Here is a 17779-nt window from a genome sequence, read left to right as displayed (position 1 = left end):
GCTGGCGCTTCCCTGGGGAAGCCCCATCAGGATCGCGAGCCACGATCGGGATCGCGCACCGCGATTGGCCGCAGCGACACTTGCCTGAGGCCGAGCACGCCGAGCACGAAGAACAGCCAGACCGGGTCGCCGCGATGGAAGAAGAAGCTTTCGAGGAAAGCGTTAAGCGCCGTGAACAGCACCACCATCATGAAGAAGTCGCCGAGAAAGATGTTTTCCCTGCGCAACGGAATGCGCATGTAGTCGCGCAGCGGCGCGATGAGGAAGGTGTAGACCGCCACGCATAGTGCCGGAATGCCCATCAGCACGGCGATGTCGAGATAGCCGTCATGGCCGTGCACGATGGTCCTGATGTCCCACGGCCGGTCGAAGGGCTGGTCCTGGTTGAGCAAGAGCGGCGTGCCCCAGAAGCTCTCATAGCCGTAGCCGGTCCATGGCTTCTTCGCCAGCATGCTGCCGGCGAACTCCCACAGCGTCGTGCGGCCGGTATAGGTCATGCCGGGGAAATAGATCGCCGCCAGATGTTTTACAGGCGGCAGGAAGACGATGCCCAGCGTGCCGACAGCCGTGGCGATGATGGCCAGCGCAAACAGGATCGGCGTGCCGAGCCGCATGCCTATCAGGCTCGGGAACATGACGATCAGGATCGAGAACGGCACCAGGCCGGCTGTCGTCTTGGAGCCGGTGTGCAGCATGAAGATCATCGCCGCGAAGAAGATCCCGGCGCCCCAGTAGCGCTGCCCGCGCCGGTAGAGATAGAGGCCTGCGAAGCTGAGGCAGGCCATGACCGGCCCGGCAATGTTCTTGTGGGTGAACACGCCGCGCCACAGTCCGGCATGTTCGGGCTCCTGCGAGTCGGCTGTGTGCATCGCCTCGTGCGGAAAGACGATGAGGCCGAGATAGGAAAGGCCCATGACCACGACGGCGGTGAAGATGATCACCTTCGAGAAGGCTTCGGCGTCGCGCGGCAGCACTAGGATCGTCGCCATCGTCAGGATGCCGATCAGGGTGAAGGAGGCGGCGCGCATCGCCGAAGGCGGATCGGTCGACAGGATCACCGAGAGGAAAAAGAAGCCCAGCATCAACACCCAGGATGGGCTCAGCAGCGAGCGCACCACGCGCGGATCGGCAAAGGCCATCAGCGAGAAGATCGACATGGCGCCGAGCGAACCGAAGCCAAGCTGGTTGACGATGTCGCCGCCTTGACCGGTGAGTTCGGCGCCGCCCGGCTGGAACGGCCGGAACGACACCATGATGACGGTGAACAGCAGCGCGGCAATGGCGGTGGCCACGCCTTCGCGCGTGAACGCGTCGCCGAGCGGCGCGCGCTCAGTTTTTCTCAGGCTGGCGGTACTGCTCATTGGCATATCCGAATTCGGCCAGCACGCGGCCCAGCGCCACATGGACGGGGTAGATGGCGATCGCCGGCGATCGGGTCCGCGCCAGCCGGATCATGCCGCGAAACGGCGAGGCGGCAAGCAGTGCCAGGCTCTTCAGCAACACTTTGGCGCCGGCCATTGGCGTGCCGGCGCGCTTCTTCTTTTCGACCAGTGTCGAGATGACGCCGTTGCGCAGGCTGCGGGCGCGGATCCAGTCGGCTTCGATACGCCGCGCCGGAACGGTTTCCAGCACCTTGGCCTCGGCGCACCAGCCCAGCACAAAGCCCTTTTGCACCGACCGGCTGAGAAAGTCGGAATCGCCGCCGCCCATGAAATTGAATCTGAGATCGAGAAAGGGCGGACCCATGGCGATCAGCACGTTGCGCCCGACCAGAAGATTGCCCGACGAATAGAGCGCCGGCACGCGTCCGGTTTCCCGGTAAGGCGGCGCGAACACCGGATGGTCTGCCCATCGCGCATGGGCGGGGTCGGCAAACACGGGCACCTGCGGGCCGCCGACAATGTCGGCGCCGAGCGTTTCGGCAGCCAGGCACATCCGTTCCAGCCACTGCGGATCGGCGATCTCGTCGTCGTCGATGACCAGCAGATGCCTGAAGTTCGGGAATTGCAGGATGGCTGTCTGCCAGCCGGCATTGTAGGCGCTGCAATTGCCGCGCTCATGCGCGATGATCACCAGGCCCGGCATTTCGCCCCGCTCGAACAGCGGCAGCACCGCCTTGGCGCCGGCCCGCGCCTCGGCTTCGTTCTCCATGACGATCACGGCAAAGCGCCTGCCGGTTTGCTGCGCGCGCAGCGACGCCAGCGTTTCCAGCACCTGCTCCGGACGCTTGAAGGTCGGCAAGGTGACGACGGCTTCGACGGCCTCGACGTCAAGCCGCGGCGTGCGTCCCGCGACCGATACCGAACCGTCCGATGGCAAAGGGATCATCCGTGTCCAGCCACATGGTGAGTTGGGCTCTGGTAGCACCACGGTTGATAAGGTTTCGTTAATCACCTTGTACGGAGAAGCCCGCCAGGCAGCGGCTTTCGGCCGTCGAATGTGCAGGCTTAATCAAGGGTTCACCGCACTTTGCTACCGGCTACACCACTGGATAGGTAAGATGCATCTGCTGTTCGCCACATCGATCGTGCCCGACGGCGCTCTCGCCTCGGGCTACGAGATCGCCAACGCTGCGATCATCGCTGCCTTGCGGCGCGCTGGCGCGCGCGTCACCGTCATCGGCTTCACCTGGCCGGGGAAGCCCGCGGCCGACCCCGAAAACACCGTGGTGCTGGGTGCGATCGACGTGCGCACGGACAATGCCTCCGCGCGGCAAAAGCTGGCCTGGGTCGGCAAGGCGCTGCTTTCGGGCCTCACCTTCGCGTCGGTCAAGCTGCGCGCCGTGTCCGACAGCGATGTTCTCGCTGCCATTGAGCGTGCCGGACCGTTTGACGGCTATGTCTTGAATTCCGTGCAGTTCGCTGGCGCCTTCGAAAAGCTGTTCGCTGAGCGGCCTTCGATCTTCGTTGCCCACAATGTCGAGCATCTTTCGGCGCGGGAGAATGCCGCTGCCGCCGGCAGCCTCTTCCAGCGCCTGCTGTTTCGCCGCGAGGCGAGGCTGCTCAAGACTATGGAAGAGCGTCTCTGCCGCCGGGCGCGCTTCGTCTTCACCCTGGCCGAGGAAGACCGCGCCGCGCTCGGTGTCGCCTCCGACAACCGCTCGGCGGTGCTGCCGCTGGTGACCGGTGCCCAGGCGCCAACCCTGAAAAGCCCGCGCCGCATCGACTGCGACGCCGCACTGATCGGCACCTGGACCTGGCAGCCGAACCGCATCGGCCTCGACTGGTTCCTGGGCAAGGTCGTGCCGCATCTGCGGCCCGATTTCCGCATCCGCATTGCGGGCCACATGCCTTCGGGCGTCGCGTCGAAGCACCCGGGTGTCGAATTTGTCGGCCGCGTGCCCGACGCGCAAGCTTTCGTGCGCGGTGCTGCCGTCATCCCGCTGATCAGCACCGCCGGCAGCGGCGTCCAGTTGAAGACCATCGAAACCTTCGAGCTCGGCCTGCCTTCGGTCGCCACCAGCCGTTCGCTGCGCGGCATCGACCACCGTCCTTCCAATTGCGTCGTCACCGACGATCCCGTTGCCTTCGCCAGGGCTCTCGAGGCTGCAGCGGCCGACATCCGCGACGTTGACGGCAGCGCGTTCCGGGGCTCGCAGGTCAAGGCGCTCGACGCTGCCATCCGGCTCGGCCTCGAAAAGCTCGCCCCTCTCAGGCAGGAGGCGTTTGCATGAACATGCATTCCGCCCGCGCCGCGTTCGGGCTCGACACGCTGAAGACGATCCTTGGCATCCCGGTGGTTGCGGTCCGCTGGAACGATGCCATCGCCCTGCTGAACCGGTTGATTGCCGAGCGGCGCTTCACCAAGATCAGTTTCCTCAACGCCCACAACGCCAACATCGCCTATACCGACCCGGTGTTCGCCGAAGCACTCGATGATTTCCTCATCCTGCCCGACGGCATCGGCATCGATCTGGCGGCGAGGCTCCTCTACGGGGCGCCGTTTCCCGACAATCTCAATGGTACCGATTTCGTCCCGGCCTTCCTGCAGGCCTCGACGACGCCGCTGACCGTCGGGCTGCTCGGCGCGACGCGCGTCAACGCCGAAGCGGCGTCGGTCAAGCTGGCGGCACTGGCCGTGCAGCACCGGTTCGTGGTGATCCATGACGGCTATTTCCCCCCTTCGCAGGAGCAGGAAATCGTCGACCGGATTGCCGCGCTTCGGCCCGACGTGCTGCTCGTGGCCATGGGCGTGCCGCGCCAGGAATTGTGGATCGAACGCCATATCGACGCGCGCCATTGCACGCTGCCGATCGCCGTCGGCGCGTTGCTTGATTTCCTGAGCGGCGCGGTGCCCCGCGCGCCCTTGTGGATGCGCCGGCTGCGGCTCGAATGGCTGTTCCGGTTGGCTGTCGAGCCGGGCCGCCTGTGGCGCCGCTATGTGGTCGGCAACCCGCTGTTCCTGCTGCGCGTCGTCAGGCAGAAATTCTCGCTTGCGCCCGAAGCCGCGGGAGATACCAAATGAACAGCAGGTTCGTGCCAGGTGCCGCTGTCGAGCCAAGCCCGCTCCGGCAGACCCCGACGGCGGCCATCGTGACGGCAAGCTATGCGCCCGATTTCGAGCGCTGTCGCCTGCTGTGCGAGACACTTGATCGCCACGTTTCTGGCGCGGCGCACCATTACATCCTGGTCGAGCATCGCGATGTCGGCCTGTTTCGCCAATTGGAGACCGGCCGCCGCACGGTGGTCGACGAGCGGGAATTGCTGCCGCGCTGGCTGCACGCCTTCGACGACCCGTTCAGCCTGTTTCGCCGGCGCGTCTGGCTCAGCCTGAAGACGCAGCCGCTGCGCGGCTGGCATGTGCAGCAGTTGCGCCGCATCGCCATCTCGGCGCATGCATCTCAAGACGTGCTCATCTTCTGTGATTCCGATGTTGCGTTCCTGAAACCTTTCGACTGCAGCGCCTTCTGGCGCGACGGCAAGGTGCGCCTGTTCCGCCGCGACGCTGTGCTGGCGGACGAAGGTCATGAGGAGCATCGCATCTGGTCGCGCAATGCGGGATCGGCACTCGGCATCGACCCGTCCCGGACGTCGAACCATGACTACATCTCGACGCTGATCGCCTGGCGGCGCGACACCGTGCTGGCCATGTGCGGTGCGATCGAAAGGGTCCATGGTCGCAACTGGGTCGAGGTCGTCGGCTCGGCGCGCAAATTCTCCGAATGCATGATCTACGGCCGCTATGTCGACGATCTGCTGGACGGAGCCGGCCACTTCCACGGTTCCGAAGAGTTCTGCCGCGTGCACTGGACTGGCGAAGCGCTTTCGGATGACGAGTTCCGCCGCTTCGTTGCCGCCATGGCGCCGGAGCAGGTGGCGATCGGCATGCAATCCTTCATCGGCACCGATATCGGCCGCATCCGCCGTCTGATTGGGCTGGATTAGATCATCCCGAAAAGCGGAAACCGGTTTTCTCGGACAAACGATTTCCGTTTGTCCAGAAGTCATGCACAAATGAGAAAGCCCTAGACGGGCTTTGCCGGCTTGCGCATCGCCGAATAGGTGAGCAGCGTCGAGGCGAGATACAGAAGCAGGAAGACGACATTGAGCGACAGCACCAGCTTCGGCGTGTCGAGGATGGTCGTCAGCACATAAGTCAGCAACAGCGCCTTCAATCCGGCGAGCAGGCCGAGATTGAGCGCCCGCACCAGCGTTTGGCCGCGTGCGAACAAAAGCTCGGCCTGGTATTCGACCAGATTGCGCAATCCCGGCACGCAGATTGCCAGCACCACCAGCGGGGCAGCCTCGGCGACATTCTTGCCGAGTGCATTGGGGAAGAAATGCAGCACGATGCCAAGTGTCAGCAGCGCCAGCGTCGAAACCGCGAACACACCGCCTTCGATGCCGCTCTTGACCGCCAGACGCGACAACAGTTCCGGCGCGCGCATCATGCGCTGCACCAGCATCATCGAGAAGGTGCGGATCGGAATCGCCGTCAGGTCTACCAGCCGCATGATGATGGCGTAGATGCCGGCCAGATGCGGGCCGCCGATCGCCAGCACCAGCAGCTTGTCGAACTCCATCTGCAGGTAGAACAGCACTTCGGCGCCGGCCACATAGATGGAATCGGCCAATCGCCGAAGATACAGCTCGACGCGCAGCCGCAGCCTCTGGCGCGGGTAGAAGAAGCCGAAGGCGATCAGCAGCGAGGCGGCATTGGCGCCGATATAGAACCAGGACCATATCCAGACGCTGTGTTGCGCTGAGAACATGAACAGCACCGCGCCGAGCGCCCGCAGCGCGGTCGCCAGGATGGCCAGCAGCGCGGCGCGGCCGAACTTGCCCAGGCCGTTGTTGACGATCAGCGCCACCTCGACCGGCCGCCACAACAGCGCTTCGGCAAAGACGATTGCCGCAAACACCGACAGCGGCACGGTGTCGGCGAAGAAAAGCAGATAGACGCCGAACGAGGCCACGGCCAGCAGCGGCAGCGACAGCACGCCGAGCAGCAGGAAGCCGGCGGAAAAGGTGCCGATCAGATTGGGGCGGATGGTGGCGGTGCGGTAAAGCGCCGAGATGAACCCGAAGGCGAGGATGCGCGACAGCATGACGCCGGCCGCCGACGCCGTGGCGAACATGCCGAATTCGGATATCGACAGCGTGTTGGCCAGCGCGATGAAATAGGCCAGCGAAAACACCAGTCGCCCACCGGCACCGCTGATCGCTGAGAAATAGTCGCGAAGCAGCCCCCGTCGTTCGGCCAAAAAGCTGCCGATCCGGGCGAGGGGCCGCCTTTGCGGTATGTCACTGGCCTGCGTCATGTCTCAAGGAGAGCCTAGGCCGGAAAACTTAACGTGCCGTTCTGGCGGCTGGGCTTGTGTCGAAAATAGATGCAACCGAAACGAGAAACCGACGCTTCGGCGCGGGAAAATTAACCTTTTGTTTTCCATGCCTGTTTAGCGTGGCTTAACGAATGGCCAATCTCCGTTCGCAGGTCGCCAAGGGTAAAGTTCCAGACGATGGTCGACAGGGAAAACCGCGAAGACTGGAAGCGCGAGCGCTCATTGCTGGCGCTTGGCCAGGCTGTGCGCGGCGACGAACCCGACGCGTCCCTGGTCTCGATAGGCGACCGGGCAGACCCGTCATGGCGCGAGGATGCCGCCACGCGTCATCGCCTCGCCCGTTCGCAGCGCGAGGCGCGCAACCCTAAACTGTCGGATCCGGTCGCGACCGACGGGGATCATGAGCAAGCTTACCGCGCGCAAACCACGCCACGGACACAGCCTGGTGCCGCCGAAACCGCTGGCGCCCGTCGCGCCGATCGTGCATCGGAACCTTACGCTGCAGGCGACGCGTCGTTATCCCGAAACGACGGCACGGACAGCCAGCAGTGGAAGCCGCTGATCGATCCGATGCAGGTCGTGCGTGGTGTCGGCAAGTCGAAGCTGCTGATCGTGACGACGACACTACTGGGCGCTGCGCTCGGCGTCACCATAGCGCTGTCGACGCCGAAGAAATATGAGGCCACCACCGAACTGATCGTCGACCCGCGCGACCTGAAGCTCACCGACCGCGATCTCACCCAGTCGGTCGTCGCTTCCGACGCCACGCTGGCCATCGTCGAGAACCAGGTTCGGGTGCTGACATCAGGCACTGTTCTCAACAAGGTCGTCGACAAGCTCAATCTGGTCAACGATCCGGAATTCAATGGGCAAGGCGGCGGCGGCCTCAGCGTCATGTCGCTCATTCGCTCCGTCCTGTCCCGCAATGATGGGCCGGGGGGTGTCGACGACAGCCGTCGCCGCGCGCTTGCTGTCGGCAACCTGGCTGAGAGCCTTTCGGTCGAGCGCGGCGGCAAGACCTTCGTCATCACCGTCAGCGCCACCACGCAGAATGGCGAGAAATCGGCCCTCATCGCCAACACGATGACGGATGTCTTCCTGCAGACTTTCGGCCAGATACAGTCGGACACCGCAGGCCGCGCCACCGACGAACTGACGGCCAGGCTCGACGAGTTGCGCAAGGGCGTCGAGGCAGCCGAGCGCAAGGTCGAGGATTTCAGGGCCACGCACGATCTCGTTGACGCGCAGGGCCATCTCATCAGCGACGATGAGATGCTGAAACTCAACGAGCAGCTGTCGGTCGCGCGCGCCCGGACCCTGGAACTCAACGCCCGGGCGGCCTCGGCGCGTTCGGTCGACGTCAATTCGGTTCTCACCGGTACCTTGCCGGAGGAGATCAACTCCAACACGATGAGCGATCTGCGTTCGCAATATGCGTCGCTCAAGCAGGAAGCTGACCGCGCCGCCATCCGGCTCGGGCCGCGTCACCCCGAACTCCAGGCGATCAATGCCCAGATTGCCGGCGCACGCGACCGCATCGCCTCGGAGCTGCGCCGCATCGGCTCGTCGCTGCAGGTCGACCTCAAGCGCGCCGTCCAACTCGAACAGGATCTTGCCTCTCGCCTGGCGCAGCTGAAGGTCCGCAGCGGCGACGTCAACAGCGACCTCGTGTCGATGCGCGAACTGGAGCGCGAGGCGACCGCCAAGCGTTCCGTCTACGAACAGTACCTGCTGCGCGCCAAGGAGACCGGCGAGCAGAAGGACATCAACACCGCCAACATCAATGTGATCTCGAAGGCCTTCGCGCCGCTCGAGCCGAACGGGCCGTCGCGGGTCGTGGTCGCGCTCGCCGGCCTGTTGCTGGGTTTCGCCTCCGGCATTGGCCTCGGAGCCATGCGTGGCGCCTATGAGAGCCTGCGTGACACCGCCAATTCGCGCTCGCGTCGCGACCATGGCGCGGACGAACGCCGGACGCCTTACGAAGACAAGGCATATCGGGCAGCGCCGCCGCCGGCGCCGCCATTACCACCAGCGCCGCAGCCATCGACACCCCCGCCTGCATCACCACCGCCGGCCGCGCCACCGCCTGTCCAGCAAGCCGAGGTCTCGCCGGCAGAAAGTCCCGGCCGGATCGGTGCCTTGCTGTCGAGGCTGCACAAGTCCGTCTCGCGCAGGCCATCCCGGGAGGAGCCGTTCGATACCGTCGAATGGGCCTCTGCCGAAAACGAGGAGCCAACGCAGGATCCGCAATACCGCGCCTATCCCCGGCCGGCGCCGGCCTTCGAGCCGCGGCAGGCGGTCGCGACAGCATACCCGGCACCACCTTTCCAGCCCGGCGGCCATCCGCAGCAGACGGCGCAGCCGCCACTGCCGCCTCCCATGATGACGCAGCGGCCATATTCCGGGCCGCAGCTCTATCCCTACGCGCAGCCATTGGGCTACGCGCAGCAGCCGGGCTATCCCTATCCGCAATCGATGCCGGCCGCCAATGCCGGGCAGCAGTCCGATCCGGCTCAGCCCGCTTCCGAGTCTTATCCACAGCCGCCCGTCGCGCAGCAGCAGGCGCCTCAGCCTCATCAGCGATCGGCGGAGCCGTCGCGGGCCGTGGAGGATGCCGAGCAGCAAGCGCCAATCGAGGAAATCCGCGCCAGCCTGCGCGAATTCCGCGAAGCGGTTCGCGAACTGACCGAGAGCCGCACGCGCCGCCGCTACTTCTGAGCCACAAAAATCTGCGCGGTGCCGTACAAAAACATGCCGGTTTCGCGTAAACGGCATGGGACGGCGCTTTGGCGGGATTGCATGTTGGATTTTTCGTGAAGATGCCACGCTGTGAAAGATCGAAAAGCGCGTCGCTTCCGGAAGCGACGCGCTTGGGCATTCTGGTGTTGAGGGTGGTCCATGGCTGAAGTGATTGATGGCAAGAGCGTTGCCGGGGACGTTGTGGGGACGGTCAAGACCCTGACGGCTGAACTTGTCGCCAAGGGCAAGGCCAAGCCCGGTCTTGCCGTGGTCATCGTCGGCGAGGATCCGGCCAGCCAGGTCTATGTCGCGTCCAAGTCGCGCACCGCCAAGGAATGCGGCTTTCATTCCGTCCAGCATACGCTGCCGGCCGAAACCTCCGAAGAGGCATTGCTGAAGATCATCGGCGACCTCAACGCCGATCCGGCCATCAATGGCATCCTCGTGCAGCTTCCTCTGCCGGCCCACATTGACGCCGGCAAGATCATCCAGACCATCGCGCCGGAAAAGGATGTCGACGGCTTCCACTTCATCAATGTCGGCAAGCTCGGCACCGGTGAACTCGAAACAGCGTTCGTGCCTTGCACGCCGGCCGGCTCGATGCTTCTGATCGAGCGGGTGCGCGGCAAGGACCTGTCCGGCCTCAACGCCGTCGTCGTCGGCCGCTCCAACATCGTCGGCAAGCCGATGGCCAACCTGCTGCTTGCCGCCAACTGCACCGTCACCATCGCCCACAGCCGCACCAGGGATCTGCCGGCCTTGGCCCGCACCGCCGATATCCTTGTCGCGGCCGTCGGCAGGCCGGAGATGATCAGGGGTGATTGGGTGAAGCCAGGCGCCACCGTCATCGATGTCGGCATCAACCGCATCCCGGCGCCGGAAAAGGGCGAGGGCAAGTCCCGCCTCGTCGGCGATGTCGCCTATGCCGAAGCGGCCAGGGCCGCCAGCGCCATCACACCGGTGCCCGGCGGTGTCGGCCCCATGACCATTGCCATGCTGATGGCCAATACGTTAGCCTCCGCCTACCTTGCGGCCGGATTGAAACGGCCGTCCTTCTGACCCGCCAGAAAGCTGCAGCTTTGCCGAACCCCAGTGTTCCCTCAGAACGGCCGGTCATGACTGACCCCGTTCAAGGCGGCCGGCAGTTCGCATTCCTGCTGGTAGACAAGTTCTCCATGTTCTCGCTGGCTGCCGCGATCGATACGTTCCGGTCGGCGAACCGGTTGCTTGGCCGCGACTTCTACGGTTGGACCACGGTGTCGGCCGATGGCGATCCGGTGATGGCTTCCAATGGCCTGCCGCTCAAGATCGACTACGCCGTTGCCGACCTGCCGCCGGTCGATATCCTTTTCGTCTCGGTCGGGCTGACGACCGAATTCCCCGGCAAGAGCAAGGTGCTGGCGGCTTTGCGAAGCTGGGGCCGGCGCGGCAATGCGCTGGGTGCCCTGTCGGTCGGGTCCTACCTGCTGGCCGAGGCCGGCCAGCTCGAAGGCTATCGCTGCACCATCCATTGGGAAAACCGTGCCGGCTTCGTCGAGCGATTCCCCGACATCAACTGCACCGGCAACGTCTTCGAGATCGATCGCAAGCGCTACACCTGTGCCGGCGGCACCACTTCGATCGACCTGATGCTGGAGATCGTGCGCGGCGATTTCGGCTCGAACCTGGCCAATGGCGTCGCCAACCAGTTCCAGCACGAACGCATCCGCTCGGCCGGCGACCGTCAGCGCGTCGGACCCGAACGCGACCTGACCGGCAAGTCGGAGAAGCTCAGGCGCATCGTCGAACTGATGGCCGACCACCTCGACGAGCCGCTTTCGGCGGTACAGCTGGCCAAATCCGCCGGCCTTTCGGTGCGCCAGGTCGAGCGCCTGTTCCTGCGCCATCTCAGCGTCACGCCCGGCCGTTACTATATGCGATTGCGGCTGGAGCGGGCGCGCGAACTGCTGCGCCAGACCAACATGCCGATCCTCGACGTGGCGATCGCGACGGGCTTCACCTCGCATTCCTACTTCGCCCAGAGCTACCGGCTGCAATTCGGCAGGCCGCCTTCGGAAGAACGCCGCACGACTTACTAAGCTGGTTTTCGTTTTCGTTGAGAGTTCGGCATTCGGCCCGGCGCATCGGGCCAAGGCCATGAATTCGGGTTAATGGGTTCTTTCGGAGCCTTCGCCGCGCGTAGGCTGACGGGTGCAACAAACGAAAAACCCCGCCTATTGCGGCGGGTCACCGGCGCAAATCAGCACCATAGCCAAATATGTACCTTAGCTGAGGTCATGGTGTCAAGAAAAAATTCCTATTACCGGGGAAAAGGCTGCCGCCGCCGCCGAACTGGCTGTCGTCAGGACTTTTGTTAAGCTGGGTCCGCAGCCCTGCGCACCGGCGCCCGGACTTGTGTCCCGGCGCCGCGTCAAATAGCTTGCCGCCCGGATCAGGGGCGGATTTAGGAGATTTCGATGGCGGGACTTGCACGGGGCGTCGCTGCGGCGATCCTCCTTTTGTCGATGACGACGTTCGGCTTCGCCGCAAACAAGGTCATCATCATTCTCGATGCGTCCGGCTCGATGTGGGCGCAGATCGACGGCAAGCCCAAGCTCGAAATCGCCCGCGAGTCGCTTCGAACCGTGCTTCAATCGGTCCCCACCGACGACGAGATCGGCTTCATGGCCTACGGCCATCGCGAGAAGGGCAGCTGCGACGACATCCAGCTGATCGTGCCGCCGCAGGCAGGTTCGGGCAGCGCCATTTCGGCCGCCGCCGACAGCCTGAAATTCCTCGGCAAGACGCCGCTGACGGCGGCGGTCAAACAGGCGGCCGAGGCGCTGAAATACACCGAGGACAAGGCGACCGTCGTGCTTATCACCGACGGGCTCGAAACATGCGGCGGCGACCCCTGCGCGCTTGGCAAGGAGCTCGAGGCATCCGGCGTCGACTTCACCGCCGATGTCGTCGGCTTCGGCCTGACCGCCGACGAGGGCAAGCAGATCGCCTGCCTCGCCGACAACACCGGCGGCAAATACATCCAGGCCTCCGACGAGAAGGCGCTGCAGGAGGCGCTTGCCGAGACCGTGGCGGCGCCGGCACCTGCTCCTGAACCGGCTCCGGCACCTGCGCCGGCACCCGCGCCCGAGCCGGCCAAACCGGACTTCAATTTCCTGCCGATAGCGGTGCTTGCCGAGGGCGGCGATCCCGTCACTGACGGCAATGCCTGGGAGATCTACAAGGCGAAACCCGACGGCACGCGCGGCGACTACGTCAGTACCGAATACGGCGCCTACAAGGCCAATCTGGAACCGGGCGACTATATCGTCGTGGCCAGCGACGGCCAGGCCAAGACCGAGCAGAAAGTCAAGATCGAGGCGGGCCAAGTCTACGAGCCTCTCTTCAACTTGAATGCCGGCACGCTCATCATCCATCCGCGACCGAGCGAGGGGGCAGATGTCGTCGATGGCGCGGCTATCGTCATCGATTATCCGGGTGCTGACATGCCCGCCACCTTCTATGGGACCACGAAAGCCGTGTTGCCGGCCGGCGACGAGAAAGTGACGGTCACGATCGGGCAGGGCGTGGCTACCGAAACGATTCCGCTGGCTGCCGGCAAGACCGTGGAAAAGGACATGATTGTCGGTGTCGGCCATGTCGTTGCCAATGCTTATTATGCTGCCGGCGGCGACAAGGCGGACGGTTCAGGCATCGGCTTCAAGGTGCTCAAGGCAAAAAAGAAGATCGATGGAACCAGGGACGAGGTGACCTATGCCTACGGACCCGACAGCAAATTCGATCTGCCGGCCGATGACTATGTCTTGATTGCGACGGTTGATCTCGCCGTTGTCGAGCAGCCGTTCACCGTCAAGGTCGGCGAATTTCAGGATCTGAAAATCGCAATGAATGCCGGCGTGCTGGCGATCACCGCGCCGGGAGCCTCGAAGATCGAGATTTTCGAGGCCAAAAAGGACATCAACGGCAACCGCAAGTCGCTTGGCTATGCATTCGACCAGAAGTACCAGGCAGCGATCCCGGCGGGCGACTATGCCGTCGTCTCGGAGAAATCCGACAACAGTTCGAAAGAAGGCAACGTGACGGTCAAAGCCGGCGAGCGAGCTGAGCTAACCGTGCAATAGAATCGTATGCACAACCGCAAGAGGGCGGCCAAGTGCCGCCCCTTTTCATGGGTTGCGCAGAACTGCCGTCAGGCCGTGCCGAAGGCGCTGGCGCCATGATCGGCGCGGCCGACCAGTTGCCGGAAGCCGGCAAACAGCTCGCGGCCGAACCCGAACTCGTTGCCGATGAGGTCGGCATCCGCCGTCCGGCGCAGCGCGAAATCGCCGGCCGGCACCAGCACTTCCAGCGTGCCGGCATCGGCGTCGAGCCGGATGATGTCGCCTTCATGGATCCTGGCGATAGGACCCTCCTCGACCGCTTCCGGTGTGACATGGATCGCTGCCGGCACCTTGCCGGAGGCGCCCGACATGCGTCCGTCGGTGACCAGCGCCACGCGCTGGCCGCGGTCCTGCAGGATGCCGAGCACGGTGGTCAGCTTGTGCAGCTCCGGCATGCCATTGGCCTTCGGCCCCTGGAAGCGGATGACGGCGATGAAATCGCCGGTCAGCGTGCCTGCCTTGAACGCATCGTTCAGCCCTTGCTGGCTGTCGAAGACCCTGGCCGGCGCCTCGATGACACGCCGCTCCGGCTTCACCGCGGAAGTCTTGATGACGGCGTGGCCGAGATTGCCTGACAGCACCTTTAGGCCGCCGGTCGCCTGGAACGCCTTGTTGAAAGGCGCCAGCACCTTCTCGTCGCCGCTTGTCCGCGGCGAGGCTTCGCGCACCACGCCTCCGTCGGCGCCGAGCTTTGCCTCGACCGCATAAGGCCGCAGGCCTTCGCCCCACACCGTCTGCACATCCTCATGCAGGATGCCTTCGTCGAGCAGTTCGCGGATCAGGAAGCCGAGCCCGCCGGCGGCGTGGAAATGGTTCACGTCGGCGAGGCCGTTCGGATAGACCCGCGCCAGCAGCGGCACCGCTTCCGACAGGTCGGAAATATCCTGCCATGTGATGGCGATGCCGGCCGCCGCCGCCATGGCGATCAGGTGGATGGTGTGATTGGTCGAGCCGCCGGTGGCATGCAGGCCGACGACGCCGTTGACGATCGAGCGCTCGTCGATCATCCGCCCGACGGGCGTATAGGCGTTGCCAAGCGCAGTAATCGCCAGCGCCCGCTTGGTCGCCTCGCGGGTCAAAGCCTCGCGCAGCGGCGTGCCTGGATTGACGAAGGACGCGCCCGGCGTGTGCAGGCCCATGATCTCCATCAGCATCTGGTTGGAATTCGCCGTGCCGTAGAAGGTGCAGGTGCCCGGTCCATGGTAAGATTTGGACTCGGCCTCCAGCAGTTCGGCGCGTCCGGCCTTGCCCTCGGCGTAGAGCTGGCGGACCTTGGCCTTTTCGTCATTGGGCAGGCCTGATGTCATCGGTCCGGCCGGAATGAACACCGCCGGCAGATGGCCGAAGGTGAGGGCGGCGATCACCAGCCCCGGCACGATCTTGTCACAGACGCCGAGATAGACGGCGGCGTCGAACATGTTGTGCGACAGGCCGATCGCGGCGGCCATGGCGATGACATCGCGCGAAAACAGCGACAGCTCCATGCCGGGCTGGCCCTGGGTGACGCCGTCGCACATCGCCGGCACGCCGCCTGCCACCTGGGCGATGCCGCCGGCTTCGCGGGCTGCATCCTTGATCAGCGCGGGGAAGCTCTCGAACGGCTGATGCGCCGACAGCATGTCGTTGTAGGAGGTGATGATGCCGAGGTTCGGCACCTTGTCGGCGCCCAGCGCGAGCTTTTCCGAGGGGCTGCACACCGCAAAGCCGTGAGCGAGGTTGCCGCACGACAAAACGGCCCGGTTGGCGGCGCGGTTCGACGCCTCGGCGATGCGGCTGAGATAACGCTCGCGGCCGGGCTTAGAGCGCTGGCGGATGCGTTCGGTGATGGCTTCGATGTCGCGTCTGGCGGTCATGGTATCGGTCCTTTCAGGCGAGGTCCCGGAAACATCCTCCCGCCGTTTGCCGGGCCCGGTGTAAATCGAGAATCAGGGTGCCCAGAAAACCTCTACGGGCTTTTGCGCTGCGTCGAGCACGGCGCGGATTGGCTTTCGCGGCCCGGGCGCCACCGCGCCGTCGAAGGCGATACGCTTGTCCTCACCCTCGATGTGCAGCGCGATGAAGCCGGCTTCGACGATGCGGGCCAGCGACAGGGTCAGCCGCGGCTCGCCCGCACTTGCCGCATGAACCGGCAGCACGATCCTGTCGGAAGACGGGTCGAGCAGTGTTGCCAGTTCGGCGGCATCGGGAAAGAACGAGGCGGTGTGGCCGTCCGGCCCCATGCCGAGCACGACGACATCGAGCGGCCAGGGCAAGGATCGGAGCGCTGCATCGTCGGACGAGGCTGCATCCTCGATGCTGGTGGCTTCGTGATAGAGCGGCACGAAACGAGCCGCCTTGGCCGCGTTCTGCAACAGATTGGCGGCCACCAGCCCGGCATTGGAGCGTGGCGAGGAGGCCGGCACGAAACGCTCGTCGACCAGCGTCACGATCACCTTGTCCCAGGCGATGGGTATCGCTGAAAGGGCGGCGAAGAATTTTGCCGGCGTGGTGCCGCCGGAGACGGCGAGCAACCCCGTGCCGCGCTCGGCGATCGCCTTGGTCAGTCTGCCTGCAACATGGCCGGCCAGGGCTGCCGCCAGTTCCTGGCGCCCGCTGAAGCCGTTCCAGCTGTAGGCGGCGCTGTTCAATTGCTCTCGTGCCATGTCCGCCCGTCACGTTCGATCAGCGCTATCGAGGCCGATGGGCCCCAGGTGCCCGCCGTGTAGCCCTGCGCCTCCTGCCTGGCACTTTCCCAGGCATTCTGGATCGGGTCGATCCATTTCCACGCCGCCTCGACTTCGTCACGGCGCATGAACAGGGTCTGGTTGCCACGGATGACGTCCATGATCAGCCGCTCATAGGCGTCCGGTGCGCGGCCGTCGAAGGACTGCGCGAAACTCATGTCGAGCGAAATCTGGCGCAGCCGCATGCCGCCCGGGCCCGGATCCTTGATCATGATGAACTGCTTGACGCCTTCGTCCGGCTGCAGCCGGATGACAAGCTGGTTGGCGAAGATCGGTCCGGCGCTGTCGCCGAAGATCGAATGCGGGATCGGCTTGAATTCGATGACGATTTCCGAAACCCGCGTCGCCAGCCGTTTGCCGGTACGCAGATAGAACGGAACGCCCGACCAGCGCCAATTGCCGATCTCGGCCTTGATGGCGACGAAGGTCTCGGTGTTGCTGTCCTTGCCGAGTTCCTCGACATAGCCTTTCACCGGTCCGCCGGCCGAAGCCCCGGCGCGATACTGCCCGCGCACGGTGTGCTTCGGCGCTTCGTTGCCGTTGATGCGCTTCAGTGCCCGCAGCACCTTCAGCTTTTCGTCGCGAACGGCGTCGGCATCCATCGACGACGGCGCTTCCATGGCGACGAGGCACAAGAGCTGCAGCATATGGTTCTGCACCATGTCGCGCAGCGCGCCGGCCTTGTCGTAATAGGTGACGCGGTCCTCCAGGCCGACGGTCTCGGCCACGGTGATCTGGACATGGTCGATATGGGCCGAATTCCACAACGGTTCGTAGAGCGCGTTGGCAAAGCGCAGCGCCATCAGGTTCTGCACCGTCTCCTTGCCGAGATAATGGTCGATGCGGAAGATCTGGCTTTCGTGGAAGTCGTCGCCGACCAGGTCGTTGAGCTTGCGTGCCGAATCGAGATCGCGGCCGATCGGCTTTTCCAGCACGATGCGCGAGTTCGGCGTGATCAGATTGTGCTCTTTCAGCTTGTGCGAGATGTCGCCGAACAGCGCCGGCGCCACCGCCAGGTAGAAGGCGCGGATGCGGTCGCTGTCGCCGATCGCCTTCTTGAGCTTGTCGAAGCCGGCGCCGCTCGTCGCATCGGCGGAGACGTAGGACAGCCGCGCCAGAAAGGTCTTCAGTTCCTTGGCGTCGATGTCGGCCGGTTTGACGTGGTCCGAGATCGCCTGCTTGGCGAAGGCCTGGAATTCTTCGTCGCTCATCTTCGAGCGCGAGGTGCCGATGATGCGTGTCGGCTCCGAAAACTGATGGTCGCGCTGGCGATAATAGAGCGACGGCAGAAGCTTGCGCTCCGACAGATCGCCGGTGCCGCCGAAAATGATGAAGTCGAAAGGATCGACGGGGATGATCTGGCTGGTCATGGTCTG

General features: G+C 64.5%; 13 protein-coding genes. 7 read left to right on the top strand and 6 right to left on the bottom strand.

Annotation, left to right across the window (positions count from 1 at the left end; all coding sequences use genetic code 11):
* Positions 1 to 26 precede the first annotated feature (26 nt).
* Entirely contained in the window at positions 27 to 1361 is a 1335-nt protein-coding gene (locus M729_RS0116995) for an O-antigen ligase (RefSeq protein ID WP_027162296.1), read from the bottom strand.
* Positions 1330 to 2328, bottom strand: a complete 999-nt coding sequence (locus M729_RS0116990; RefSeq protein ID WP_027162295.1) for a glycosyltransferase — start codon at positions 2326 to 2328, stop codon at positions 1330 to 1332. Before M729_RS0116990 ends, M729_RS0116995 begins: the two co-directional genes overlap by 32 nt.
* Positions 2329 to 2500: 172 nt before the next feature.
* Here M729_RS0116990 and M729_RS0116985 point away from each other — a divergent pair, with 172 nt between their 5' ends.
* Genes M729_RS0116985 through M729_RS0116975 form a run of 3 tightly spaced genes read left to right on the top strand, consistent with a single transcriptional unit; the run spans position 2501 to position 5384 of the window.
* Positions 2501 to 3673, top strand: a complete 1173-nt coding sequence (locus tag M729_RS0116985; RefSeq protein ID WP_027162294.1) for a glycosyltransferase family 4 protein — start codon at positions 2501 to 2503, stop codon at positions 3671 to 3673.
* On the top strand, positions 3670 to 4464 hold the full coding sequence (locus M729_RS0116980; protein ID WP_013530227.1) for a WecB/TagA/CpsF family glycosyltransferase: 795 nt from the start codon (positions 3670 to 3672) through the stop codon (positions 4462 to 4464). Before M729_RS0116985 ends, M729_RS0116980 begins: the two co-directional genes overlap by 4 nt.
* Positions 4461 to 5384 carry a DUF6492 family protein gene (locus M729_RS0116975; RefSeq protein ID WP_027162293.1) on the top strand — a complete coding sequence of 308 codons (924 nt, stop codon included), beginning with the start codon at positions 4461 to 4463 and terminating at the stop codon, positions 5382 to 5384. Before M729_RS0116980 ends, M729_RS0116975 begins: the two co-directional genes overlap by 4 nt.
* An 80-nt stretch (positions 5385 to 5464) precedes the next feature.
* On the opposite strand, the gene M729_RS0116970 is transcribed toward M729_RS0116975, so the two are convergent.
* Positions 5465 to 6760, bottom strand: coding sequence for a lipopolysaccharide biosynthesis protein (locus tag M729_RS0116970; RefSeq protein WP_027162292.1), 1296 nt, complete (start codon positions 6758 to 6760; stop codon positions 5465 to 5467).
* Between the two features lie 198 nt (positions 6761 to 6958).
* Between M729_RS0116970 and M729_RS0116965 the strand changes: the two genes are divergently transcribed.
* The 4 genes from M729_RS0116965 to M729_RS0116950 all read left to right on the top strand — a co-directional run bounded on the left by M729_RS0116965 (position 6959) and on the right by M729_RS0116950 (position 13641).
* Positions 6959 to 9499 (top strand): GumC family protein, encoded by a 2541-nt coding sequence (locus M729_RS0116965; protein ID WP_027162291.1) that lies wholly within the window; start codon positions 6959 to 6961, stop codon positions 9497 to 9499.
* A 180-nt stretch (positions 9500 to 9679) separates the two neighbouring features.
* Positions 9680 to 10579, top strand: a complete 900-nt coding sequence (gene folD, locus M729_RS0116960; RefSeq protein ID WP_013530231.1) for a bifunctional methylenetetrahydrofolate dehydrogenase/methenyltetrahydrofolate cyclohydrolase FolD — start codon at positions 9680 to 9682, stop codon at positions 10577 to 10579.
* 56 nt (positions 10580 to 10635) lie between these two features.
* Positions 10636 to 11598: a GlxA family transcriptional regulator gene (locus M729_RS0116955; protein WP_013530232.1), complete on the top strand. Its 963-nt coding sequence runs from the start codon at positions 10636 to 10638 to the stop codon at positions 11596 to 11598.
* 378 nt (positions 11599 to 11976) lie between these two features.
* Positions 11977 to 13641 carry a VWA domain-containing protein gene (locus M729_RS0116950; RefSeq protein ID WP_027162290.1) on the top strand — a complete coding sequence of 555 codons (1665 nt, stop codon included), beginning with the start codon at positions 11977 to 11979 and terminating at the stop codon, positions 13639 to 13641.
* Positions 13642 to 13709: 68 nt separating this feature from the next.
* On the opposite strand, the gene edd is transcribed toward M729_RS0116950, so the two are convergent.
* The 3 genes from edd to zwf all read right to left on the bottom strand — a co-directional run bounded on the left by edd (position 13710) and on the right by zwf (position 17773).
* Positions 13710 to 15533, bottom strand: a complete 1824-nt coding sequence (edd, locus tag M729_RS0116945) for a phosphogluconate dehydratase (protein WP_027162289.1) — start codon at positions 15531 to 15533, stop codon at positions 13710 to 13712.
* Between the two features lie 72 nt (positions 15534 to 15605).
* Positions 15606 to 16322 carry a 6-phosphogluconolactonase gene (pgl, locus tag M729_RS0116940; protein WP_027162288.1) on the bottom strand — a complete coding sequence of 239 codons (717 nt, stop codon included), beginning with the start codon at positions 16320 to 16322 and terminating at the stop codon, positions 15606 to 15608.
* The gene (gene zwf / locus M729_RS0116935) at positions 16304 to 17773 is read right to left on the bottom strand and encodes a glucose-6-phosphate dehydrogenase (RefSeq protein ID WP_013530236.1); all 1470 of its coding nucleotides are present in this window, start codon (positions 17771 to 17773) and stop codon (positions 16304 to 16306) included. Before zwf ends, pgl begins: the two co-directional genes overlap by 19 nt.
* Positions 17774 to 17779: the final 6 nt, after the last annotated feature.

The sequence above is a fragment of the Mesorhizobium sp. WSM1293 genome (assembly GCF_000513875.1).
Lineage (GTDB): Bacteria > Pseudomonadota > Alphaproteobacteria > Rhizobiales > Rhizobiaceae > Mesorhizobium > Mesorhizobium ciceri.
This window is presented reverse-complemented; position numbering and strand designations above follow the sequence as displayed.